The 22,905-nt window shown below is 45.3% G+C and carries 24 protein-coding genes; 12 read left to right on the top strand and 12 right to left on the bottom strand.

What is annotated here, in order from left to right:
* Window positions 1-330: 330 nt before the first annotated feature.
* From LWP20_RS00500 to LWP20_RS00490, 3 genes are all read right to left on the bottom strand, one after another.
* The gene (locus tag LWP20_RS00500; protein ID WP_242926148.1) at window positions 331-771 is read right to left on the bottom strand and encodes a hypothetical protein; all 441 of its coding nucleotides are present in this window, start codon (window positions 769-771) and stop codon (window positions 331-333) included.
* A gap of 254 nt (window positions 772-1,025) precedes the next feature.
* The gene (locus tag LWP20_RS00495; RefSeq protein ID WP_242926147.1) at window positions 1,026-1,187 is read right to left on the bottom strand and encodes a hypothetical protein; all 162 of its coding nucleotides are present in this window, start codon (window positions 1,185-1,187) and stop codon (window positions 1,026-1,028) included.
* Window positions 1,188-1,247: 60 nt separating this feature from the next.
* A complete protein-coding gene (locus tag LWP20_RS00490) occupies window positions 1,248-1,421 on the bottom strand; it encodes a hypothetical protein (protein WP_242926146.1) in 174 nt (57 codons plus the stop codon).
* A gap of 518 nt (window positions 1,422-1,939) precedes the next feature.
* Here LWP20_RS00490 and LWP20_RS00485 point away from each other — a divergent pair.
* Window positions 1,940-2,782 carry a cyanophycinase gene (locus LWP20_RS00485; protein WP_242926145.1) on the top strand — a complete coding sequence of 281 codons (843 nt, stop codon included), beginning with the start codon at window positions 1,940-1,942 and terminating at the stop codon, window positions 2,780-2,782.
* A 57-nt stretch (window positions 2,783-2,839) separates the two neighbouring features.
* Here the strand turns inward: LWP20_RS00485 and LWP20_RS00480 are convergent, their stop codons facing one another.
* A complete protein-coding gene (locus LWP20_RS00480; RefSeq protein ID WP_242926144.1) occupies window positions 2,840-3,733 on the bottom strand; it encodes an NAD(P)/FAD-dependent oxidoreductase in 894 nt (297 codons plus the stop codon).
* An 83-nt stretch (window positions 3,734-3,816) separates the two neighbouring features.
* Between LWP20_RS00480 and LWP20_RS00475 the strand changes: the two genes are divergently transcribed.
* The 3 genes from LWP20_RS00475 (at window position 3,817) to LWP20_RS00465 (ending at window position 6,840) form a co-directional block, all read left to right on the top strand.
* Window positions 3,817-3,981 carry a hypothetical protein gene (locus tag LWP20_RS00475; RefSeq protein WP_242926143.1) on the top strand — a complete coding sequence of 55 codons (165 nt, stop codon included), beginning with the start codon at window positions 3,817-3,819 and terminating at the stop codon, window positions 3,979-3,981.
* Window positions 3,982-4,259: 278 nt separating this feature from the next.
* The gene (locus LWP20_RS00470; protein WP_242926142.1) at window positions 4,260-5,501 is read left to right on the top strand and encodes an OmpP1/FadL family transporter; all 1,242 of its coding nucleotides are present in this window, start codon (window positions 4,260-4,262) and stop codon (window positions 5,499-5,501) included.
* A 19-nt stretch (window positions 5,502-5,520) separates the two neighbouring features.
* Window positions 5,521-6,840: an SGNH/GDSL hydrolase family protein gene (locus tag LWP20_RS00465; protein ID WP_242926141.1), complete on the top strand. Its 1,320-nt coding sequence runs from the start codon at window positions 5,521-5,523 to the stop codon at window positions 6,838-6,840.
* A 166-nt stretch (window positions 6,841-7,006) separates the two neighbouring features.
* Here the strand turns inward: LWP20_RS00465 and polA are convergent, their stop codons facing one another.
* Window positions 7,007-9,847: a DNA polymerase I gene (gene polA / locus LWP20_RS00460; protein ID WP_242926140.1), complete on the bottom strand. Its 2,841-nt coding sequence runs from the start codon at window positions 9,845-9,847 to the stop codon at window positions 7,007-7,009.
* Window positions 9,848-10,166: 319 nt separating this feature from the next.
* On the opposite strand from polA, the gene LWP20_RS00455 reads away from it, so the two are divergent.
* Window positions 10,167-10,799 (top strand): hypothetical protein, encoded by a 633-nt coding sequence (locus tag LWP20_RS00455; RefSeq protein WP_242926139.1) that lies wholly within the window; start codon window positions 10,167-10,169, stop codon window positions 10,797-10,799.
* Window positions 10,800-10,984: 185 nt separating this feature from the next.
* On the top strand, window positions 10,985-11,590 hold the full coding sequence (locus LWP20_RS00450; protein WP_242926138.1) for a hypothetical protein: 606 nt from the start codon (window positions 10,985-10,987) through the stop codon (window positions 11,588-11,590).
* Between the two features lie 111 nt (window positions 11,591-11,701).
* Here the strand turns inward: LWP20_RS00450 and LWP20_RS00445 are convergent, their stop codons facing one another.
* A complete protein-coding gene (locus LWP20_RS00445; RefSeq protein WP_242926137.1) occupies window positions 11,702-12,148 on the bottom strand; it encodes a hypothetical protein in 447 nt (148 codons plus the stop codon).
* A 121-nt stretch (window positions 12,149-12,269) separates the two neighbouring features.
* Here LWP20_RS00445 and LWP20_RS00440 point away from each other — a divergent pair, with 121 nt between their 5' ends.
* On the top strand, window positions 12,270-12,950 hold the full coding sequence (locus LWP20_RS00440) for an RNA polymerase sigma factor (RefSeq protein WP_242926136.1): 681 nt from the start codon (window positions 12,270-12,272) through the stop codon (window positions 12,948-12,950).
* Between the two features lie 19 nt (window positions 12,951-12,969).
* Here the strand turns inward: LWP20_RS00440 and LWP20_RS18215 are convergent, their stop codons facing one another.
* Genes LWP20_RS18215 through LWP20_RS00425 form a run of 3 tightly spaced genes read right to left on the bottom strand, consistent with a single transcriptional unit; the run spans window position 12,970 to window position 14,838 of the window.
* A complete protein-coding gene (locus LWP20_RS18215) occupies window positions 12,970-13,758 on the bottom strand; it encodes a TPM domain-containing protein (protein WP_262914509.1) in 789 nt (262 codons plus the stop codon).
* Between the two features lie 4 nt (window positions 13,759-13,762).
* The gene (locus LWP20_RS00430; RefSeq protein ID WP_242926135.1) at window positions 13,763-14,200 is read right to left on the bottom strand and encodes a TPM domain-containing protein; all 438 of its coding nucleotides are present in this window, start codon (window positions 14,198-14,200) and stop codon (window positions 13,763-13,765) included.
* Between the two features lie 59 nt (window positions 14,201-14,259).
* Window positions 14,260-14,838 (bottom strand): LemA family protein, encoded by a 579-nt coding sequence (locus LWP20_RS00425; RefSeq protein WP_242926134.1) that lies wholly within the window; start codon window positions 14,836-14,838, stop codon window positions 14,260-14,262.
* A 377-nt stretch (window positions 14,839-15,215) separates the two neighbouring features.
* On the opposite strand from LWP20_RS00425, the gene LWP20_RS00420 reads away from it, so the two are divergent.
* The 3 genes from LWP20_RS00420 (at window position 15,216) to LWP20_RS00410 (ending at window position 18,909) form a co-directional block, all read left to right on the top strand.
* On the top strand, window positions 15,216-17,414 hold the full coding sequence (locus LWP20_RS00420) for a prolyl oligopeptidase family serine peptidase (protein WP_242926133.1): 2,199 nt from the start codon (window positions 15,216-15,218) through the stop codon (window positions 17,412-17,414).
* A 164-nt stretch (window positions 17,415-17,578) separates the two neighbouring features.
* A complete protein-coding gene (locus LWP20_RS00415) occupies window positions 17,579-18,325 on the top strand; it encodes an acyl-[acyl-carrier-protein] thioesterase (RefSeq protein ID WP_242926132.1) in 747 nt (248 codons plus the stop codon).
* Between the two features lie 113 nt (window positions 18,326-18,438).
* Window positions 18,439-18,909, top strand: coding sequence for a GNAT family N-acetyltransferase (locus LWP20_RS00410; protein ID WP_242926131.1), 471 nt, complete (start codon window positions 18,439-18,441; stop codon window positions 18,907-18,909).
* 58 nt (window positions 18,910-18,967) lie between these two features.
* Here LWP20_RS00410 and LWP20_RS00405 read toward each other — a convergent pair whose 3' ends face one another.
* Window positions 18,968-19,303: a DUF4286 family protein gene (locus tag LWP20_RS00405; protein ID WP_242926130.1), complete on the bottom strand. Its 336-nt coding sequence runs from the start codon at window positions 19,301-19,303 to the stop codon at window positions 18,968-18,970.
* A 153-nt stretch (window positions 19,304-19,456) separates the two neighbouring features.
* Here LWP20_RS00405 and LWP20_RS00400 point away from each other — a divergent pair, with 153 nt between their 5' ends.
* Entirely contained in the window at window positions 19,457-19,957 is a 501-nt protein-coding gene (locus LWP20_RS00400) for a hypothetical protein (protein WP_242926129.1), read from the top strand.
* Between the two features lie 80 nt (window positions 19,958-20,037).
* Here LWP20_RS00400 and LWP20_RS00395 read toward each other — a convergent pair whose 3' ends face one another.
* Window positions 20,038-20,517 carry a hypothetical protein gene (locus LWP20_RS00395; RefSeq protein ID WP_242926128.1) on the bottom strand — a complete coding sequence of 160 codons (480 nt, stop codon included), beginning with the start codon at window positions 20,515-20,517 and terminating at the stop codon, window positions 20,038-20,040.
* A gap of 228 nt (window positions 20,518-20,745) precedes the next feature.
* Window positions 20,746-21,987, bottom strand: coding sequence for an MFS transporter (locus LWP20_RS00390; protein WP_242926127.1), 1,242 nt, complete (start codon window positions 21,985-21,987; stop codon window positions 20,746-20,748).
* Between the two features lie 221 nt (window positions 21,988-22,208).
* On the opposite strand from LWP20_RS00390, the gene LWP20_RS00385 reads away from it, so the two are divergent.
* Window positions 22,209-22,850: a YdeI/OmpD-associated family protein gene (locus LWP20_RS00385; protein WP_242926126.1), complete on the top strand. Its 642-nt coding sequence runs from the start codon at window positions 22,209-22,211 to the stop codon at window positions 22,848-22,850.
* Window positions 22,851-22,905 lie beyond the last annotated feature (55 nt).

The raw sequence follows: 22,905 nt of genomic DNA, 5'->3' as shown, positions 1-22,905 counted from the left end.
CATGCTCTGCTGCAGTGCTATACTTTAAACAGGCAAGTCATACTTTCTTGCAATTGATCTTTTATATAGCCTGTGTTACAGCATTGTTTTTTATACTTACAGCTGCAAAAAGAAAGCCCGGCTTATACCGGGCTTCTGTTGTAATGGAAAGGCGGGCTATACCTTAGTGTCTGTTTTCTTACTTTATTAGTTTAATCTGTTTCCTGTTAAGATTTGTTTCATACCGTACACCACGTAGGGGTATGTAGTGTTGTAAGTGCTGAAAAGAGTAATAAATCAGATACCTTGGTATATTTGTTGGTATCAGGGTTTATACTTGCCCGCCTTTCTTTATCTTAAATAATTAATGCCTTGTTCTGTTATCCTGATGTACATTCTGGATGCCCTGAACCGGATATCTACCAGTCCTGCTGCAGCCAGGTGTTCGCCAAGATCAAAAACCTGTTTTCTGCTTTCGTTACCAAGCTCAAGCAATTTCATCAGGTCATGGTACATTTCTGTTTTAGCAGCACACGCGCTTAAAATCTGCTGCGTCAGGTAACCGGGTGTTGCCTTCTTAGGGGCTCCGGGTGTAAGTATACTATTTTTTTCCTGCAAGTGCAGCGGTGTGCTATACTTCTTTTCTGGAGTAATAGTAGCCAGCTCTATTGCAAATAACCTTGATACCAGGTTCGGAATAAGATAAGAATTGTTGAATGACTGGGCAGTTGTAACCTGCTGTCTCCCTATCCAACGCCATATGCCTATCCCGGACAAATATTTGATTATCATTGCTTAAGCTGCCAATGTGCTATACTATGGGGTAAAATTAATAAGAGTAAAGTAATATAAAAAGGAATTTTGGAAGGCCGTTGTAACATCAGCTTTATGCCTGTGTAAATGCCGGTAGTGTTCGATAATGCAACATAAAGCAATTTTGTGAAGGCTTATTTTGCGAAATACCAGGTGGTTTGTAACATAAAGGTGGCTGAGTAATTTAGTAAACGGCTAATTTAAGTGGGCGAAAACTTTAGGAGCATCCCAGGCTATACAGCTGCAATAACCTGGGGATGCAAAGTTTGGTGGTTGTTCAGAGGCATAACTTCGGAACTGGTGCGCTTGGCAATAAGCTCGCGAGAGTCGAAGGTTTCTTTGCAGGCCAGGCCAAAGCCCAGCAACATGGCAAAAAGCAGGATTATAATTTTCATAGGTTTATTAAGAATAATGGCGTTTTATAGGTAGCGGTCGGCGTCAGGGTTTACCGGGTATTAAGCCCGTGGCATGCGGTGGGCAACTATCTCTACTTCTGGTAATAAGTTTGGATAGTTTTTGTAAGCGTTGATTTCGGTTCTTTGGCTGATTTCTTTTAAATCTGAGGCAGATCTTTTAATTGTGGCGCCAAAACCAAGAACCAGAGCGAAAAGAAGGATTATGAGTTTCATAGTAGTAAAATTTATGGTTTCTGTTTAATTTTCTATCTAATAGATGGCAGTCAGTTGCGAAAGGTTGCTTGCCATGTTATAAATTTTTTTATTTCTAATTGGCTTATTGCATTTTGTGTGCCAATCTATTTAACATGCTGACAATCAGGTATTTATATTAATAAGTCAGCGTTTTGCCGTAGTATAAAGTGTTCGGTGGCGAACACTTTATTGTTCACAAGCGAACATCTTTTAAAAGCTAGTATGAAAAGTTGAAGCTATTGGTGTTTATCGGAGCCACCAATATGGCTCTTTCTTTATTCAATAGTGTAGCATCAGCGGGGCTATTCTTCTAAAGCATCGTGTACTTTATTGGAATGTATAGTATAGGTTACAGCATCTGAAATAGGATGAACAAATGTTCTTTTTAGCCTGTTAAATAGTAGTTTTTTGGGCTTTATAGTTGCAGGCGGGTCTGTTTTAAACTTAAAGTAACAGGCAAAGTATAAAGTATAAATTTTAGTTAAGGATAGCTGAATATGAGTAAAATAAAAGGAAAGTTAATTGCGTTGGGTGGCGGCGATGACGATGGCCTGATCAAGCTGATTCGTTCCGAAATATGTAATATCCATTCGAACATAGAAGTAATTGCTACAGCTACAAAACTGCCTGAAGAGTCTGGCAATGCTTATAAAGAGGCTTTTGAGGAACTGGGGTGCAGCAGCGTACAGTTTATGCACATAGATGAAGATAACGAAGCTGATAAACCTGAATATCTGGAACGCATCAGTAAGGCCGATGTAATTTTTTTTACCGGCGGAGACCAGGTACGCCTTGCTCAGTTTCTGGGCCATACCGAGCTGCTTAAGATCATGCTTCGCCGCTATCACGAAGAAGACATTATTATTTCGGGTACAAGTGCCGGTGCAGCCGTTATGTCTGATTATATGATCTACGATGGTTACGGGCACTACTCGCTAATTAAAGGCGAAATGAAAACTACCAGCGGATTCGGTTTTATCAAAAATGTATACATCGATACGCACTTTGCCGAACGTGGGCGCTTTGGCCGTTTAGCGCATGCCGTGGCGCACAATCCGGATTATACCGGTGTAGGCTTAAGCGAAGAAACAGGCATAATTATCAAAGACGGCGACCAGATAGAGGTATTTGGGCCAGGTGTGGTAACAATTATAGACGGCAGCAATATCCGGTATTCTAACACCAGGCTGGTAAAGGAAAATGAGCCTATTGCGGTAGAAAACCTGGCAATGCACTTGTTGGTGGAAGATTACAGGTATTGCCTGAAAGAGCACCTCTTCCAGCCTATAAGTATGAACGTAGAAGATTCTAAAAGCGGGCAACTGTCGCAGGCCGGTTAAGCAGGTAAAGCAAAAACAAAAAGGGCAGAGCCAACTAAATGGTTCTGCCCTTTTTGTTTATTTTCTGTCTTCCAGCTGCAGCTCCATGTTTATGGCCACGGCTGCCCTGGCACCTTCGGCTGCCGCCACAATTACCAGTTGCATATCGCGGGCGGCATCGCCGGCTACATATAAGCCCGGTATGTTGGATTTTTGAAGGCGCCGGGTTTTTATTACACCTTTGTTGGTGAACTCGCAGCCTAACTGGTTGCCCAGGTCGGATTGCTGTTTGGTACCTGTTGCAAAAAACATAGCCTGTTGCTGGCGTACTGTTCCGTTTTTAAGTACAATGCGCTGCAGCTGTGTGCCTTCTCCCTCCAGTCTTGCTATTGCGTCTGTGCATACTTCCACACCATTACGGTGCAAAAGATCACGGTCTACCTGGCGTAGTTTGTCTGTGCCGTCGGTGAAGAGGGTTACGCTATCGCTCCAGGTTTTAAGGCCCAATGCCGTGCCAATGCCGTTGCGGTCTTTGCCATACACAGCTATATCCTTATCCCTCGATTCCCAGCCATCACAGTAAGGGCAGTGGTGCACACTTTTGCCGTAAAAGGGCTCGATACCTTCTAATTCGGGCAGGGTATCTTTCAGGCCGGTAGCAAGCAATAGCTTACGCGAGCGGTATACTTTTAAATCATCGGAGTTAACTATAAACTCGCCTTTAGAGTAAGTGGCACTTATTACAACCTTCTCTACTATTTTTACATTATACTTTTTAAGCTCTTCGCGGCCTTTCTTTAAAAAATCCTGCGGTTTCACGCCGTCGCTCGACAAGAAACCATTCATACTATCAGACCAACGGTTTCGGGGTTCGCCGCTGTCAAACACAAGCACTTTACGTCTCGATCTGCCAAGGATCATGGCGGCATTTAATCCTGCCGGCCCTCCGCCAACTATAATTACATCGTACATCTCTTAAATCTTTTCGAAAGTATCTTAACGGATAAGGGCAAAAGAAGTATAGTATAAGGTTTTGATTTATTTTATACTTCCCAATGCTAACTTATACTTCCGGCCATACTTTACTATCCATTGTGCTTGCCAATAATTCCTTCGTGAGCCTGGTACAGTCTAACAGAAAGTATAAAACAGCAGTGGTAAAAGAACCTTTTAAAGGGATGTTATACCCGTCTGATTCAGATTTCCATTATCCCCTCTAATTCATTGAGAGGGGATAAATAATGCATCTATACTTAGTTAAACAAGAAGTTTGGTTACCTAAACCATAGTAACTCAAAAGCTAGAAGCTATGTTGTGGATCCAGTGTAATTAACTGATGCTTATATGGTTGTGTTTTTTGCAAATGTGGTTTTGAGTATTTTTTCGACTGAATCTAAAAAATATTTGAAAAAAGGCGACTTGGTAGGTATTGCAAGTATGAATAATAACTATATTTGTTTAGACCTATTATCACCCTACAATTAAAAAATTGCGTTTTATGAAAAGCAAAATCTTAGCCTTATTAGGTGGTACACTACTTTCGGGCGTTGCAATGGCCGGAGGTTACCAAGTAAACCTGGCAGGCCAGCGACAGATAGGCATGGGCCATACAGGCACTGGCCTGGCATTAGATAACGCCAGCATCTTCTTTAACCCGGGTGCCATGAGCCACCTGCGCGAGAACGGTGTAACAATAGGCGGAAGTGCTATATTCTCTAAAATAGCTTACCGTGCACTTGAGCCAGGCAATACCGAAGCCAGAACCGATAACCCTGCAGGTACTCCTTTTCAGGTATATGGGGTTTATGGTATAACTGATAAGCTGAAAGCAGGTATTGGTGTATATACGCCTTTTGGTAGCACTGTAAAGTGGGGTAATGAGTGGAGTGGTCGTTTTGGGTTAGAGCAACTAAAACTTTCTGCAGTTTATATACAGCCTACACTTAGCTATAAAATAACTGAAAAATTAGGCGTTGGTGCCGGCCTAACTTATGTGCTGGGTAGTGTGAACCTGCAACGCAGCATTCCGGTGCAAGACCAGCAGGGTAACTATGGCCATGCAGAACTGGATGGCGATGCAACCGGCGTAGGCTACAATGTGGGTGTATACTTTGCACCAACCGAAAAAATATCTCTTGGCCTTAGCTACCGCTCGCAAGTAGATGTGAATGTAGAAGAAGGCGACGCCACTTTTACAGTACCAGCTTCACTTGATGCGCGTTTCCCGGATACTAAATTTGAGGCTACTTTGCCGTTGCCTGCCACCCTTACACTGGGTATAGGTATAAAACCAACCGATAAGTTAACGCTTGCAATTGATGTAAACCGTGTAGAATGGAGTGCTTATAAAAGCCTGCGTTTCGATTATGAAGAACCGGTTAGCCGCCCTGCACCAGAAGGTCTAGTTTCTGAGAATGCCCGTAACTACGAAGATAGCTACATTTACCGTATAGGTGCTGAGTATAAGGCTACTGATGCGCTGGCCTTACGTGCAGGTGCTTATTATGATAGCTCTCCGGTACAGGATGGTTACCTGACACCAGAAACACCGGATGCTGATGCGCGTGGCGTTTCGGTTGGTTTAGGTTATAACCTGTCTGAAAAATTAAGCCTTGACGCTTCGTTCCTGTACATCAACAAAAAAGAACGCACCGACCTTTCTGATAAATCCGGTGGTATTGGCGGTACTTATAAAGCGGTTGCTTACATACCTGGTATCGGCCTTAACTACAAGTTCTAATTCTTAATTTAAGCTGAACATGAAAAACTTTATCTATAAATCAGGTATGCTGGCTCTTTTTGCCGCTACCGTATTAACAAGCTGCGATCCGGAAATAGATGGTGCTTCTCCATCGAAAGGCGAGGCTGATTTTACAAAGTATGTAGCAGTTGGTAACTCGCTTACTGCCGGCTACAGCGATGGCGGTTTATACCGCGAAGGCCAATTAAACTCTTACCCATCTATACTTGCTGAGCAGTTTAAACTGGCAGGCGGTGGCGAATTTACCCAGCCGCTTTTCACTGAAGCTCAGAAAAACGGATCAGGATACTTGTCTTTAACAGGTTTTGATGCATCAGGTTTACCCATTTTAAAGCCTGTTACAACTGAGCTTGCCGTACGTGGCATGGGGGCTGATAATAAAACACTACTTTATACCGAATACCTGGAGCCGGTAAATAACCTAGGCGTACCTGGTATTAAGATGATAGATGTATCTACTGCTGGTTACGGTTATAATAACCCGATTGCCTTTAACCCTTATTATGAGCGCTTATTGCCAAATGATGTAACGCCATCAGGAGCTTTAAGACCATATGTAGCTACTGCTGCTGCTACGCAACCAACCTTCTTTACTATGTGGTTAGGTAACAACGACGTGCTTAGTTATGCTACTTCGGGTGGTATAGCAGCTATTTCGGACCTGGATAAGTTTAAGACAAACCTGGATGCCATGGTTAATGCGCTGGTAGGTGCAAACAATGCTAAAGGTGCTATCATTAACATCCCGGATGTAACTGGTGTGCCATTCTTTACTACCAAAGCTACTGCCACTTTAATTCAGATGGCTGCAGCTGCTAACACCAAGCTTTATATAGTAGGTAGCGATAACGTTACAAGAGTAGCCACTACTGCTGACTATGTGTTGCTGACTTCTACTGTAGGTACGCCGGAGCAAACTCCTGTAGGTACAATACCTCACGGTTTCAGCCCGTATAACCCGCTTAGAAATAACGAGGTGCTTGATAATACAGAGGTTGCTACTGCGCAGGCTGCTACAGCTAACTTTAACAATGCACTTGCAGCTGCTGCTCAGGCAAAAGGATTAGCGCTTGTAAACATGAATACTTTCTTCAACTCTGTAAAGATGAAGGATAACAAGCCACAGCTAACCATTAACAACATTGCTTATTCTCCTGCATTTATCTCTGGTAACTTATTCTCACTGGATGGTGTGCATTTAACACCACGAGGCAATGCAATTGTGGCAAATGAGATCATTCGTAACATCAACGCTACGTACAAAGCCAACATCCCGACTGTGGATGAGACGAAGTACCGTGCAGTACTGTTCCCGTAAGCTGTTACAGTAAAGTATAAACCATAATAAAGGCGCCTCTCTTTCGGGAGGCGCCTTTTCTTTTTCTCAGGAAGTATAGTTAGTGTATACCTTATACTTGCTTTTACCGATGAAATATTGGCAAGCTATACTTCAGTAGCCTTGCCTATACTTATAGGTTTATACTTTAATGAGCCTCCAGCCAGTTCTGGCCAACACCTAAGCCAACCTCCATAGGCACGCTCAGCGGCAGGGCATTGGTCATCAGCTCCACAATTTTTGGGGTTACAATTTCTACCTCCTCTTTCGGAGCGTCAAATAAAAGTTCATCATGTACCTGTAGTATCATGCGGGTCTGTAGTTTTTCCTGCTGCAGGTACTCGCGTATGTTTATCATGGCAATCTTGATGATATCAGCTGCAGTGCCTTGTATAGGTGCGTTAATGGCGTTACGCTCAGCAAAGCCACGCATGTTCTGATTGCGTGAGTTTATATCGCGGAGGTAACGGCGACGGCCCAGCAGTGTTTCTACATACTCCTGCTCGCGTGCCTTGTTTATAGCCTCATCCATATACTCTTTCACTGCCGGGAACTCGGTAAAGTATGCTTCAATAATATCAGCTGCTTCGCGGCGCGGTATGCTCAGGCGCTCGGCCAGGCCAAAAGCCGAAATACCGTAAATAATGCCGAAGTTGATGGTCTTGGCTTTGCGGCGCATGTCGGCATCTACCTGCTCTAAAGGCACATGGAACACCTTGCTGGCCGTGGATGCGTGAATATCAAGTCCGTTCCGGAAGGCCTCCTTCATGGTAGGGTCGCCGCTGAAATCAGCCATAATGCGCAACTCTATCTGAGAATAGTCGGCAGAGATGAGCAGGTGCTTGCTGTCGCGGGCAACAAAGGCTTTACGGATTTCCCGGCCACGCTCGGTGCGTATTGGGATGTTCTGCAGGTTAGGGTTGGTAGAGCTTAAGCGGCCAGTGGCAGTTACAGCCTGGTTAAAGGAAGTATGCACACGGCCATCCAGCGCGCAAACCAGTTGCGGCAGGGCATCTACGTAAGTTGATTTTAACTTGGTAAGCTGGCGATGGTCAAGTATAAGCCTTACCACTTCGTGCTCGCCAGCCAGTTTAGAAAGAATTTCTTCACCGGTAGCGTGCTGACCAGTTTTGGTTTTCTTTACCTTACTCTTGCCCTGCAGCTCCATTCTGTCAAACAATACCTCGCCTAATTGCTTTGGTGAGCCAATATTAAACTCTTCGCCGGCCAGGTCAAAAATACGCTCTTCAATGTTTCGTATCTCGCCTTCCAGCTGAATCGAGAAATCAGCCAGCGCATTGGAATCTATGGTAATGCCTTCTTTTTCTACATCAGCCAGCACCTGCACCAGCGGATTCTCTACTTCGTTAAAAAGCTTCATGAGGCCCTGCTCCTGCAGCAATGGCTCGAAGTATAACTTTAAGCGAAGCGTAATATCGGCATCCTCGCAGGCATAGTCTTTAATCTGCTCCGGTTTCAGGTCGGCCATGGTAAGCTGGTTTTTACCTTTCGGGCCAATAAGAGCCGTTATCGGAACCGGGCTATAGTTGAGGTAGGTCTCAGCCAGTACATCCATGTTATGGCGCATTTCGGGCTCAAGCAGGTAATGGGCCAGCATGGTATCGAAGATTGGGCCTTGTACGGCTACATTATAGTTCTTCAGCACCAGGATATCATACTTTATATTCTGGCCTATTTTAGCGATGTTCTGGTTTTCCAGCACTGGCTTAAACTCGGCAACTATACTTTCTGCCGTAGCCTGGTCGTCGTGCGGAACGGGTACATAATACGCCTCGCCGGGCAGGTAGCTGAACGACATGCCCACAAGTTTAGCAGTAATGGCATCGATGCTTGTAGTTTCGGTATCGAAAGAGATCTCATCCTGCAGCAACAGGTACTTTATAAGGCTCTGGCGCAGTTCCGGTGTATCGATAAGGTGATAATCGTGCAGGGTGTTATCTATAGTTCGCATGGGCTGCAAAGCCGATTGCGGAATATCGGCTTCGATAACTGCAGCCGGTGCGGCTGCCATATCAAAGAGCGAGGTCTGGCCCTGGCCGGATGTTGTTGTTTTACGGGCTGCAGGTTTGGCCGGGGCGGCCGCAATAGGCTGGCCCAATACACGTTGCGCCAGCTGCCTGAATTCCAGTTCTGCAAACAGCTCGCTCAGTTGCTCTTCATTCGGGCTATCCAGGCGCAGGGCATCTTCGTTAAAGGGTAGTGGTACATCACAGTGTATAGTAGCCAGCTCTTTCGACATCAGGCCCTGGTCGGCAAAGTTCTGTACGTTCTCCTTTTGCTTGCCTTTCAGCTCGTCTACGTGTGCGATCAGGTTTTCTACAGAGCCATACTTTTGGATCAGCGATTTAGCCGTTTTCTCACCTATGCCCGGTATGCCCGGAATATTATCCACGGCATCGCCCTGCAGGCCAAGTATATCAATGACCTGTTCTACACGCTCAATTTCCCATTTCTCCAGTACTTTCTGCACATCCCATACTTCTACGGCGTTGCCTAAAAAGGCAGGCTTATACAGGAAAACATGGTCTGTAACCAGCTGGCAATAATCTTTGTCGGGCGTCATCATGTACACATCAAAACCGGCCTTTTCGGCGCGGCAGGCAAGTGTGCCAATAATGTCGTCGGCTTCGTAACCGTCCAGTATAAGTACCGGTATGTTAAAGGCTTCTACAATTTTTTTGCAGTAAGGTATGGCTACAGAAATATCTTCAGGTTGCGCCTGCCGGTTGGCTTTATATTCGGCAAAGTTATCGTGGCGGAAGGTCTTGGCAGCTGAGTCGAAGGCTACACCAATGTGCGTTGGCTTTTCTTTCTGAAGTACCTCTACCAGTGTGTTGGTAAAGCCCAGGGCAGCGCCTGTATTTATACCTTTAGAGTTAATGCGCGGGTTTTTGCTGAAGGCAAAGTGTGCCCGGTAAATAAGTGCCAGTGCATCCAGCAGGAATAATTTCTTTCGTGGTTCGCTCATGCGTTAAAGTTAGTCAATTATCCAGAACTATAGCCTAAGTTACAGCACCTGTAAGAGCAGGCCGTGCTAAACATTATATGTGAATTAGAAGACGATGGTTGTTGCAGGTATTGTGTCTGATCATTACTAAGTATACCTGATCTGTTAGTTGCATAGTCTATACCTGGTGCGGGAAATGAAGTATGATTGGCTGAAGATATTAAATATGGAATCTTAAATAATTGATTTATAGGAAATTAATATGAATATATCGTGGTGAATTGCTATCTGCGTATGATTAGCTTATTTCTTTCGTTTAGCAATCTAATAACTGATAAGTATGAAGAAGGTAACAGTATTTGCAGCGGCATTCGCGATTTTAGGAACAGTAGCACTGGATGCTAACGCACAAACTACCCAGCAGAAGCAGCAAACACAGAAACAGAAACAAACACAAACCACGCAAAAGACGCAGGACGATGGGCGCGTGAAAATAACCCAGGCGGAACTGCCTCCAACAATTCTGAATACACTTAAAGCAGATGCATTTAAGGCCTGGACGATAGATGAAATTTACAAAGTGCCGGCTACTGCACAAGCCAGTGCAACTGGCGCCGCAGCCGCTACAACCGGAACCACAAGCGGAGCAACTACAGGTACGACTACTACCGGCACTACAACCGGGGCTACCACCATGGGTACAACCACCGGCGCAACTACAGTAGGCTCAACTGCCGGTACTACCACATCCGGTACAACAACAGGTACCACTTCCGGAACTACAACCACTGGAACTACAAGCGGAACCACAGTAGGTGCAACTACTACGGCTGCTACGGCAACAACTACAGGCACACAACCGGCAATAGCAGGTTATACTTATGAGATCACATTTAAAAATGCCGAAGGAAAAGGTGCGATTGCCCGCTTTAATGAAGATGGCACTATGATCAGAGCAAAAGATCAGCAATAATAAATTACACATAGGAAAGGGTGCCCGCTTTTATTGCCGGCACCCTTTTTTGTTTAGGCCCGATCATACTTAAGTTAAAGCAAGGACTTTTTAAAAAGCATATTACACATCTAAAAATATAAATATTCGTTTACATCTATTGTTGAGGCCCAAGCCATCAAACGGTAAAAACTTCGGGAACGAATATGAAAACAAGTATAAAACAGGTAGTAATGTTTTGCCTGCTAATTTTAAGTTTACCTGTTGCAGGCCAGGATATCATCATTAAAAAAAATGGAGATGAAGTGGTAGGCAAACTACTGGCCGTAAGCAATGACTCTGTGTGTTACAGGATGTTTGCAGACAGTAATGGGCCAAAATTATACTTGCCTAAATCCGAAATTGCACATCTGAAAATGGCATCTTCAGCGGAAGTTCAGCAACTTGCTCCTGCCACAACAGCTTATGTTGATGAGGCCAAAGACCTGAATGCTATTGCCGGGCTGCGCCTGAAAGGTAAACAAGATGCTATGTTGTATTATAAAGGGAGAGGTGCTTTCTGGAGTTCTTTAGGCGCTACGCTGGTATACCCACCAGCTGGTTTGCTAACAAGTGCTGTAGTTGCGACAGTGCCACCAGGTATACAAAATGATGCAAACCCCAATGCCCACCTCCTTAAAGACGAAACCTACCGCAAAGCCTACATGCAGCAAGCCCGTAAAAAGAAAATGGGCCTGGCCGCTGCTGGCCTGGGGACTGGAGCCGCCGTGCTTAGTGCTGTGTATATGGCAGTTGTAATGAGCGTTTTATAAATTTTATACTTTATTGATTAAGCTGCGTGCGGCTCTTCTTCTTACCAACAAAGCTGTTTTTTACTGAAGAGCACACATGCATCAGCTTCAAATTTATACTTTGCGCAGCACCTATTTTACCAGCGCATGCTCGCCAAAAGAGCCCGATAAATTATCTGCAACAGTTTTTCGGTTATCAAGCTCTGAAAGTTTAGCAAAAGCATAAGCGCCAATCGCCATTACTAAATCCCGTACGGCCACGTCTAGATACTTGCCGCTGGCAATCAGCGTCAGGGCAATGCCAATCAACCAGATCATTACTACATAAGCGCCAATTCTTGGCTTAACCAGCACAAGCATACCGGCTATTATCTCAATTACACCAACTATAAGCATAAAAGTATGCGGGCTGAAAGGAAGCGCATTAGCTAGCGCTGGATGCAGATACTGTTCCCAATCGGTGAGGATGTTGGTAAACTTATCCAGGCCTGCTACGATAGGCACCAGGCCGTAAGTATACTTTAAAAGTGCCTGCACCTGGTGCAGGACGGTGTTGGTAGTGGCTGTTGCTGTGTTCATGGTTTAGATCCTCCTATTCGTTAATTTATTCGTTTTATACATTAGATGAAGAAGTAGCGAAACAGTTACAGAAAAATGTAACTTCCTGGGTTATGGTGCATCTAATGTATAAAGCCAAAATATGAGAGATGTGAGCAGCCTGTTAGTGAAAGAACATAGCATACCTGATGCCGAGGTGGTAGAAAGGGTGTTGGCCGGAGAAAAAGAGCTTTATGAGCTGCTGATGCGGCGCCATAACCAGAAACTGTATCGGGTAATCAGAAGCTACCTGAAAGACGAGGCCGAGATAGAGGATGCCATGCAGAATGCCTACCTGAAAGCATACGAAAAGTTATACCAGTTTAAAGCTGAGGCACAGTTTTCTACCTGGCTGGTACGGATAGGTATAAACGAAGCGTTGGGCAGGTTAAGAGAAAAAGGAAAATACACATCTATACTTAGCCCGGAGCTTGGCCACCTTGCGCTGGATGTGCTGCAATTACCAGATGCTATAAGTATGAATCCTGAAAATAAAGCAATTCAGAAAGAAGTGAAGCTGTTGCTGGAAAAGGCAATAGATAACCTGCCCGCCAAGTATAAAACAATTTACATGCTGCGCGAAATTGAAGAAATGAGCAACACAGAGGTAGCCGCTTGCCTTAACCTATCAGAAAGTAATGTAAAAGTGCGCCACCACCGCGCTAAGGCATTGCTCAAAGAAAGCCTTTATGCGCTATCTGTTAACAAAGATGTATTTGCGTTTGGTTACAGGCGTTGCGATGCTCTGGTGGCAAAAGTTATGGCTGTATTACCTGAACGGTAAGTATAATTTACAACTATACTTACCAGTTGCTGCTGGCGCCACCTCCGCCAAACGAGCCACCGCCAAAACCTCCGAAGCCACCGCCTCCTCCGCCGCCAAAGCCACCACCGCCACCTCCGAAAATACCGCCACCGGTACGGAAGGTGCCAAATGCGCCCGGCCCCAGAAACGGACCACCAAGTGTTCGCATGCCACGGCCACCGCGTCCGCCGCCCTTACCCATTCTGGAAAGGATAACAGCAACAAGTATAATAATGATAATGATCATGAGAAGCGATGGGCCTTCCTCTTCGCCTCCCTGGGCTGTTGGGTCTGCCTGGTACTCGCCGCTGGCTACACTAATAATAAAGCTGGTTGCTTCATTGAGGCCTTTATAATATTCGCCCTCTTTAAAGTTTGGTTTGATAGTGTACTCGGTAATGCGTTTGGCAATGGCATCAGGTATAATATGCTCCATACCGTAGCCGGTTTGCAACGATACCTGCCGCTCGTTTTTAGCAACAAGTATGATAACGCCGTTGTCGTTTTTCTTACCGCCCACACCCCACAGCTCGCCAAGTTCAGATGCATACTGGTTCACATCGTAGTCGCCTATAGACGTGATGGTAACTATGGCTATCTGGGTAGAAGTGGTATCGTTGTAGTTTACTAATTTTTGCTCCAGAGCAGCTTCCTCTTCCGGGCTCAGCATATCGGCCAGATCGTTAACAAGACGAGGCGGCGTAGGGCGCGGCGGGAAATCGCTCTTTTGGGCAAACGTAAGTATACTTACAAAGAAAAAGTATAAGAAAAAGATCGGTTGTTTCATGGTCTTATATCCCGAACGAAATGTCGTCGCTCAGTTCGTTACGGTCTGTATGAGCATTGTATGGGAAGTGCGCCTTTAGCTGCTCGCCTGCCATCAGAATACCTTTAGAAAGGCCGGTGGCGTAATGCTTATGCTTAAAATGCTGAATTACCTCGGCCGTAATATCTTCCCAGAAATGGTCGGGTACAATAGCGTTGATGCCGGCATCGCCAAGCACAGCAAACTGGTGGTCTTTAATGGCGATATAAAATAACACACCGTTGCGCTCTTTAGTAAGATGCATGTGTAGTTGGGCAAAAACTTCGGTTGCACGGTCCAGTACATCGCCTTCGCAATTGTTTTCTATGTGCACCCGGATTTCGCCTGACGTATTTTTTTCTGCTTCTGCTATCGCATCCAGAATCAGCTTTTCGTCTTCAGCAGTTATCGTGTCTTTGGGCATAGGTATAATGTTGGTGGCCGGTAGCTACCAGCATACAGCAGGTAGCTACCGGCAAATGTTTAAAACTGCACGTTTGGAGCTTGTTGTGCACCTGCTTCGGCCTGGAAATGGCCTTTGCGCTCAAACCCGAAAATGCCAGCCATAATGTTGTTGGGGAACGATCGAACTGTTGTATTATAGTCCTGGACGCTTTCGTTGAATTTGCGGCGCTCTACAGCAATGCGGTTTTCTGTTCCCTCCAGTTGGGCCTGCAGCTCAAGAAAGTTCTGGTTAGCCTTCAATTCGGGGTAGGCCTCTGCCGTTGCCAGCAGTCTGGACAAAGCGCCACTTAACTGGCCCTGTGCCTCCTGGAAGCGCTGGATATTTTCAGGTGTAAGCTGGTCGGCGTTAAGCTGTATGCTGGTAGCTTTAGAACGGGCTTCTATTACCTGCGTCAGGGTTTCTTTTTCGAAGTTGGCAGCCCCTTTTACAGTATTTACAAGATTAGGGATCAGATCGGCGCGGCGCTGATACGCATTCTGCACATTAGCCCAGGATGCTTCTACCGTTTCGTCTTTCTGTACCATGGTATTATAGCCGCACGATGACTGGGAGGCTAAGATTACAAATCCGATCAGGTAAAAAAATAGTTTTTTCATGAGTTTAAAGTATGGTTGTTATACGTTTTGCAGCACAGATCTCGGCGATATGAGTACGAAATTAACACGCCTTCGTTATGCTGCTGCTGGCAAATATGAAGAAATTAACAGATTAATATGTATAAATATAAAATTGATTAGCATAATAATGCCTTGTATGAGTGCCCAGCTGTCAATATTATTCTGAATGTACTTTTGAAAGCAAATGGAGTACAAACTGGTTAAAGCACCGATGGCAAGTATAAAATGCCTGTATCCTGGCCCTTGGTGCTGCGCTGATTATATTAATTAGTATAGTTTTCTGAAATGGCTGTTTTCAGGATAATTACCTATCTTAGCTTTTCACGTATCACAACCTTAACTACACGGAAATTAATATGAAAAAATCTACTGTGTTACTACTTGCCGGCGGCCTTACGGCTATGTCGGCATGCAAATCTTCCCAAACTGAAACAACAAGTGTGAATACCGAAACCACTACTGAAGCCGCAGTTGCAACGGCTGAACCCGCATTAACTTACCCAAATACCAAAAAAGTAGACCACATTGAAAACTACCACGGCAAGCAGATTCCTGACCCGTATCGCTGGCTTGAAACGCATAACGATGAAGTAGACCAGTGGATAAAAGCGCAGAACGAAGTAACGCAGGAATACCTGGGTGACATCGACTTCAGAGATAACATTAAAGCACGCCTGACCGAGATCTGGAACTACCCGAAATATGGCGCTCCGTTTAAAGAAGGCGGAAAATATTATTTCTATAAGAATGATGGCTTGCAGAACCAGAGCGTGCTTTACGTGCAGGAAACCCTGGAGTCTGAGCCAAAAGTATTCTTCGACCCTAACAAATTGTCTTCTGACGGAACAGTGGCACTATCAGCCTTTGCTTTCTCTAAAGATGGCAAACATGTAGCTGTTGGTACATCAAGCGGCGGCTCTGACTGGAACACGTACCAGGTAATGGATGTGGCTACCGGCAAAATGCTGAACGATAAACTAGAGTGGGTTAAGTTCTCTGGTCCGAGCTGGTACAAAGATGGCTTCTTCTATAGCCGCTACGATGCCCCAACCGAAGGCAACAAGCTGGCTAATAAGAACGAATTCCACAAAGTATACTACCACAAAATTGGTACACCGCAGAGCCAGGACAAGCTGGTTTACGAAGATAAAGCACATGCCCTGCGCAACTTCTACGGCCAGACTACAGACGATGAGCGCTTCCTGATTTTGAACGCATCGGAAGGTGCCAGCGGAGCCAATGCGTTATACTACAAAGATCTTGCTGACCCGAAATCAACTATAAAACCGATTGTAGATAACTTCGAGAGCGAGTACAATGTGATCGATAACTTCGGTGACAAGCTGCTGGTGATGACGAACAAGAACGCGCCGCGTTACCGCCTGGTGATGATCGATCCGAAGAAGCCACAGGAAGCCAACTGGAAAGTTATAGTTCCGGAATCGGCTAACGTAATGCAGAGTGTGTCTACAGTGGGTGGCCGCATTATTGCCAGCTACATGAAAGACGCTACCAGCCAGGTTATAGTTTACGACCAGAATGGCAAGCAACTGAACAATGTAGAATTGCCAACACTGGGTACAGTTAGCGGCTTCGGTGGCGACCAGAAAGACAAGGAGACTTTCTTCACGTTCACGTCGTTTACTTACCCGCCAACCATTTACCGTTACGATGTTGCCAACAACAAAGTAAGCCTGTTCCGCAAAACTGAAGTAAACGTAGATACCGAAGCTTTCGAAACGAAGCAGGTGTTTTATACTTCGAAGGACGGTACCAAAGTGCCGATGTTTATTGTGCACAAAAAAGGCCTGAAGCTGGACGGCACCAACCCGACTTACCTGTACGCTTACGGCGGCTTTAACATCTCTATGACGCCAAGCTTCAGCATTGCCAACATGCTATGGCTGGAGAACGGTGGTGTGTATGCCATGCCAAACCTGCGCGGTGGCGGCGAATACGGCGAAGACTGGCACAAAGCCGGCATGACGCCAAACAAACAAAACGTGTTCGATGACTTTATCGGTGCTGCCGAGTACCTGATCAACCAGAAATATACTTCATCTGAAAGACTGGCTGTAGCTGGTGGCTCAAACGGTGGTTTGCTGGTTGGTGCCTTTATGACACAGCGCCCTGAGCTGGCTAAAGTTGCCCTGCCTGCAGTAGGTGTAATGGACATGCTACGCTTCCATAAGTTTACAATTGGTTGGGCGTGGGTACCAGAGTATGGCTCGTCAGATGATGCCGCTCAGTTCGAGAACCTGTATAAATTCTCACCGCTGCACAACATTAAAGAAGGCGTAAAATACCCTGCTACCTTGGTTAAAACCGCTGACCACGACGACCGCGTTGTACCTGCTCACTCGTTCAAGTTCATCTCTGAACTACAGGCCAAAGGTGCTCCGGGCAATCCATATTTAATCAGAGTGGATGTACGTGCTGGCCACGGTGCCGGTAAGCCAACCTCGCTAGTTATCCAGGAGTATGCTGATACCTATGCGTTCATTTACAAGAACATGGGCGTAAACCCTTACGAAGGCGAAGCTCAAAACAGATAACACAAATATAGATCTGCCATTTATACTTCAGCCGCGCTGCCTGCCTCAGGTAGCGCGGCTTTTTTGTGCTCTCATCTATTATGCCTTCGCTCGCGGGACGCGACCGAAGGCATAAACTATAAATCTTCCGTACCTTAGCAACTATAAACCCAAACCCTACAGCTATGAAATCGTACCCCGGCAAAAGCCAGTTTATAGTTCGCTCCAGCGAGATTGATTACCACGGCAAAGCCACCATACCGGCGCTGGTAAGTTACATGCAGGAAGCGGCCTGGGAGAACACCCGCGACTTAGGTATTTCGATGTACGATTTGCTGGAACGTGGGCTTACGTGGGTGTTGCTGCGCATGCGCGTGGAGATGTTCCGGTATCCAAAACACGGCGAAAGTATAGTTGTGGAAACCTGGGCATCGGGGCGTGAGCGCGTTTTCCTGCACCGCGATTTCAGGATTTATACTTCCGATAACGAACTTCTGGGGCAGGCAACAAGTGTGTGGCTGGTAATGGATGTGGTGAAACGCCAGATGGTATCGGTGCCTGATTTTATAATGGATGTGGAAGTGGTGCCGGGTCAGGAGCCATTGCCTTTTGCAAAAGGTAAATTGGCGCAACTGCAGGAAGTGCAGTATACGCAGCAAATGCCCGTCCGCTGGCATGACATAGACCTGAACCGCCACGTAACCAACACCCGCTTCCTGCAATGGATTCTGGATACGTTGCCAACTAATATCCTGGAAAAACAACTCCGTGAAGTGGATATCATCTATAAAGCGGAAAGTATACTTGGCGATACAGTTATATCAAAAGTTGGTAAAGGTGAAACAGAAACTATACTTTTGCACAAACTTACCAGTCAGGAAACAGGCAAAGAATTGGTGCAGGCCAGGACAGTTTGGGAAGTTTTGAGTTAGAGAGTTTAGGAAGTTAGAAGGTGAGCAAGTTTTAAAATCCTGCTAATCCATTATAATCCTGAAAATCCTGATTCAGACAAACAACAATCAGCAATAAACAATATACAATACAAGTGATACAAGTTAGAAAAGGAACTATAGATGACCTGCCGCAGGTGCGTGACCTGGTAATGGAACTGGCCATTTTTGAGCGTGCCCCCAACGAGGTAACCAACACCCTGGAAGACATGCAGCGCGATGGCTTTGGCGAGCACCCGATATTCGAGTTTTTTGTGGCAGAATCAGAAGAAGGTATAGTTGGCTTGTCGTTATACTATACGGCTTACTCAACCTGGAAGGGAAAGACGATTTACTTAGAAGACCTGGTAGTAACAGAGCGCCTGCGTCGTAGCGGAATAGGTAAAAAACTGTTTGATGCAGTAGCCGAAGAAGCAAAACGAGTAGGTGCCAAGCGTTTCAGATGGCAGGTACTGGAGTGGAACGAGCCGGCCATTGAATTCTATAAAAAGATAGGCGCTGAGCTGGATGGCGAGTGGATAAACTGCACCATGACGGAACAACAGATTCAGGAGTATAAAGGTTAAGCTTATACTTTTAAAGTATAAAAGGCAGTTGCATTTTTTGTTGCAACTGCCTTTTTTATTATTCTGCGTTTCCGGTTCGCTCTACATCTGTTGCCACTATTTCAAGCACCGATCGGAAGGCAAGTGCTTTTTCTCCATAGCGATTAGCTGTTTTTTCCTGTAAAGCCGGAGCGTGATCGCGCTGGTACTCTTCCAGGTCATCTATATTGCGGCAGAAATACTGCACGGCATACGTTGTACCTCCGTTTTCCACTTCGGTCATTAAGCGGCAAATCTGGTTGCTCAGGAAAAAGCCGGTGCCCATTACTTCAGGAATGTGTACTTCCTTCATCCACTGCAGCCATTCGTCGGCCACTGTGTTTTCTACACTTACAGTTACATTGTATAAAATCATATTCAAAATTACGAATTAGGTACTACTTAGTATTTACTTGCTGGGTAAATTATGCAATGTGCTTTGCATAACGGGGCTTATACTTACATTTATTGGCGTTCTGGTACTTAAACTGCCGCCTGCCGTATAACTATTTCATAACAATTAATTGCCATGAAAAAATTCTTTATCATAAGTATCCTGAGTGCCGGGATGGGCTTAGGGCTACAACAGCAAACTGCCATTGCAGCAGATGTTCCATTGGTGGCCACATCCGGCGCTGTTGTGGGCACACATCCAACTGAGGAAAAGTATGATAAGATCATGACGGTTTATGCCAACAACCTGAAAGCAGCCTTTGCTCAGAAAGATGATGCCAAAACCATTGCCATGATAAATAAAACAACCGATGCGTTTATCGCCGATATGGCAAAACTGAAGCCTGAGCTGGAGAGCTGGGTTAAAGGTATGTCGGAGCAGGATAAAGAAGACCTGAAGGTTCGTTCAGAAAAAAAGCCTTACATAAAATCAATGATGGAAATTATGTTTGATATGAACATAGCCAAACGCATAGAGGCCAACCCGGAACTGCAAAAAGCCATGGAAGACTCTAATAAGCGTATGGAAGCATTGGGTTTTGAAGGGGAAGGTAGTACAGAAGACAGCGGAATGTAATTGGAGAAAATATAAAGTATAAAAAGAGCCGCCTGCATAACTGGTATGCAGGCGGCTCTTTTAAGTTTAAACGGTTAGTGTTACTGGCAACGCCATTTACCTGCCATGCCTTCGGTTTGTTCAGTATCGGCCCATGGCTGAAAAGCCATTACCACCGGTTTGGAGCCTGAGGTAGGCATAAGCTGCAATTGGCCTTCGCCTAACTGCACATAGATATTGCCATCTGCATCGCTTACGGCATTTAGTGTGCCTGCACTGTTCTGTAAAGTATACGTTTTATTGGTGCTTAAGCCGGTGGCAGTAAGATCTTTTACCTGGTATACTTTCTGGTCTGGAGAGTCTCCTGTATTGCTTTCTGCCTGTACGACAGTTTCTACTTTACCGCCTATCCATAGGTTCTCGCCCAGGCAGTCGGTTGTTTCGGCAATCAGGTCAAAATACGCTTCTTCGGTTTGGGTTTGGGTCTGCGACGCCATTACCGTAACAGCTGTTTGCTCTTTTGTTTCGTCTGTAGCACTGGCTTGCGGCTCAACATCCATACGCGCTGAGCATGCTGCCAAAAATAACATTAAAAGAAGAGCGGGTAAGCGTAAATTAATTTTTTGAGTAAAGTTTATTTTCATAAGCCTGTATAATTTTAAAGTTGCATATACTGCTTTATACTGGCTGTTAGAATATTAAGTTGATGTTTAAGTTTGTGATTATATGAATATTTATATACTTTGTTTTTAATCTTATATGGGTGCTATTTAGGACGATAGATATAAATTTTCCTATATATTAAAATGCTAGATTGGCTCCATGTAATCGAGGTCTTTGGCATAGGTTTCTTCCAGCGTAAGAATAGAAGCGACAGCAAGTATAAGGCATACAATACCTAATAGTATAGCCCCTGGCACTAAACCTACAGAGTCTTTTAAAGCACTGAAAGCAAGCGTAAGTAGCACCACTGCACCACGCACAAAATTAGGAACAGTAGTAGTAACTGTAGCCCTGATGTTCGTTCCAAACTGCTCGGCAGCAATAGTAACAAACACCGCCCAGTAACCACCGGCAAAGCCAAGTGCCACACACAATGTATAAAAAGTGCTTAAACTAAAACCTCGGCCCAGCAGATAAGCAGCAATAGCTAAGGCTGCGAGCAATAAAAATGCAAGTACAATATAGCGGCGGCTCCTGAAACGCTGGCTTAGGTAACCACTGGCAAAATCACCGAAGGTAAGCCCCAGGTAACAGAACGAAATTGCTTTTGCAGCCGATACAGGTGCTGTTATACCCAGGGCTTTGCCAAACTCGGGTGAGAAAGTTATCAGTATGCCCACCACAAACCATATCGGAATTCCGATCAGGATGCATTTGATGTATTTTTTGAACCGGGCTGCATTGGTAAATAAACTCAGGAAATTTCCACGTGTAACGCCGGTGCCTTTCAGGTTATTAAACATTCCCGATTCAAAAACACCAATCCTTAAGAAAAGCAGCAACAAACCCAGGCCACCCCCAATAAAATAAGCCGTGCGCCAGCCAGCATATTCGCCTACAAAACCTGCCAGTATAGCCCCTGAAATGCCTATAGTTGCCACTACCATGGTGCCGTAACCGCGCTTCTCTTTTGGTAATACTTCAGATACCAGCGTAATGCCAGCGCCTAATTCGCCGGCCAGGCCTACGCCTGCTATAAAACGGAGGGCCGCATACATCGGAATTGTAGTTACAAACCCATTCAGGATGTTGGCCACAGAGTATAAAAAGATAGAACCGAACAAAACCGACAGCCTTCCGCGTTTATCGCCCAGCATACCCCAGGCCACACCACCTACCAGCATCCCGGCCATCTGCATGTTAAGAAGCAGCACGCCCTGCTCTAATAGATCGGCCTGGCTGGCAACACCCAACGCTTGCAAACTGGGTATGCGCACGATGCTAAACAACACCAGGTCGTAGATATCCACGAAGTAGCCGAGGGCGGCCACTATAACGGAGGCATTAAACAGATAATGTTTCTGAGGCGAGGTTGTGATTTTCGGCATATATAGTTCTGTATCTATACTTTAAATTTATCTTTTTGCGCTGATAACACAAGTGCCTGTGCTATATTGAATAAAAAATATTCCGGGATTATACTTTAGAAGAGTGCCTGCTGCCTGGTTTAAACTGTGTAGCCAACGCAATTGAAGTATAGCTGCCGTTTGACCTTTCTGCTAATTATGATACTTTAGGGGTTGTACTCGCACTTTATATTTTAAAACCTATGCCGGAAATCGGAAAGAAACTGCAGTTAAAGCCAGATTATACTTTACTTTTAATTAATGCACCCCAGGAGGTTGCGCAGCAATTCTTGGATGAGGGCTATACTTTTACTGCTGCCAGTGTGGCGCCTGCAACGGGTGCGTTTGATGCTGTGCTGCTTTTCGTAAAAACTAAAACTGAATTGGATGGGCTGGCGCCTCAGGTAGTGGCTGTGCTTAAACCGGAGGGCATGTTGTGGGTCGCTTATCCTAAAAAATCATCCGGCATAAAATCAGATCTTACCCGCAACGAAGGCTGGAAAACGATAACTGAGCTGGATTACCAGGCCGTGCGGCAGGTAGCTATTGATGATACCTGGTCTGCGTTGAGGTTTAAGCATGCCTCGGAGCGTAAAGCGCCTTCTATGTTCGGAGTTGATAAACCAGGTATAGACAGAGTAGCGCGTACCGTAACCGTGCCCGATGATCTGAAAGAGGCCCTGGACTCTATGGGGTTTCTGGAGGTGTTTGAGAAACTATCGTTTACGCAGCGCAAAGAAGCCGTATTGGGTGTAACAGAAGCCAAACGCCCGGAAACCAGAGCGAACCGGATAGGTAAAATTGTAGAGCAGATGCTGGGGTTGGCCCAGAAGTATAAACTATAACAACACGCTAAGTATAAAACAAGAAGAGCGGCCTTTGCAGGTCGCTCTTCTTGTT

The sequence above is a fragment of the Pontibacter vulgaris genome (assembly GCF_022758145.1).
Lineage (GTDB): Bacteria > Bacteroidota > Bacteroidia > Cytophagales > Hymenobacteraceae > Pontibacter > Pontibacter vulgaris.
Note: the sequence above shows the minus strand (reverse complement) of the source record. Positions and strands in the feature narration are given on the sequence as shown.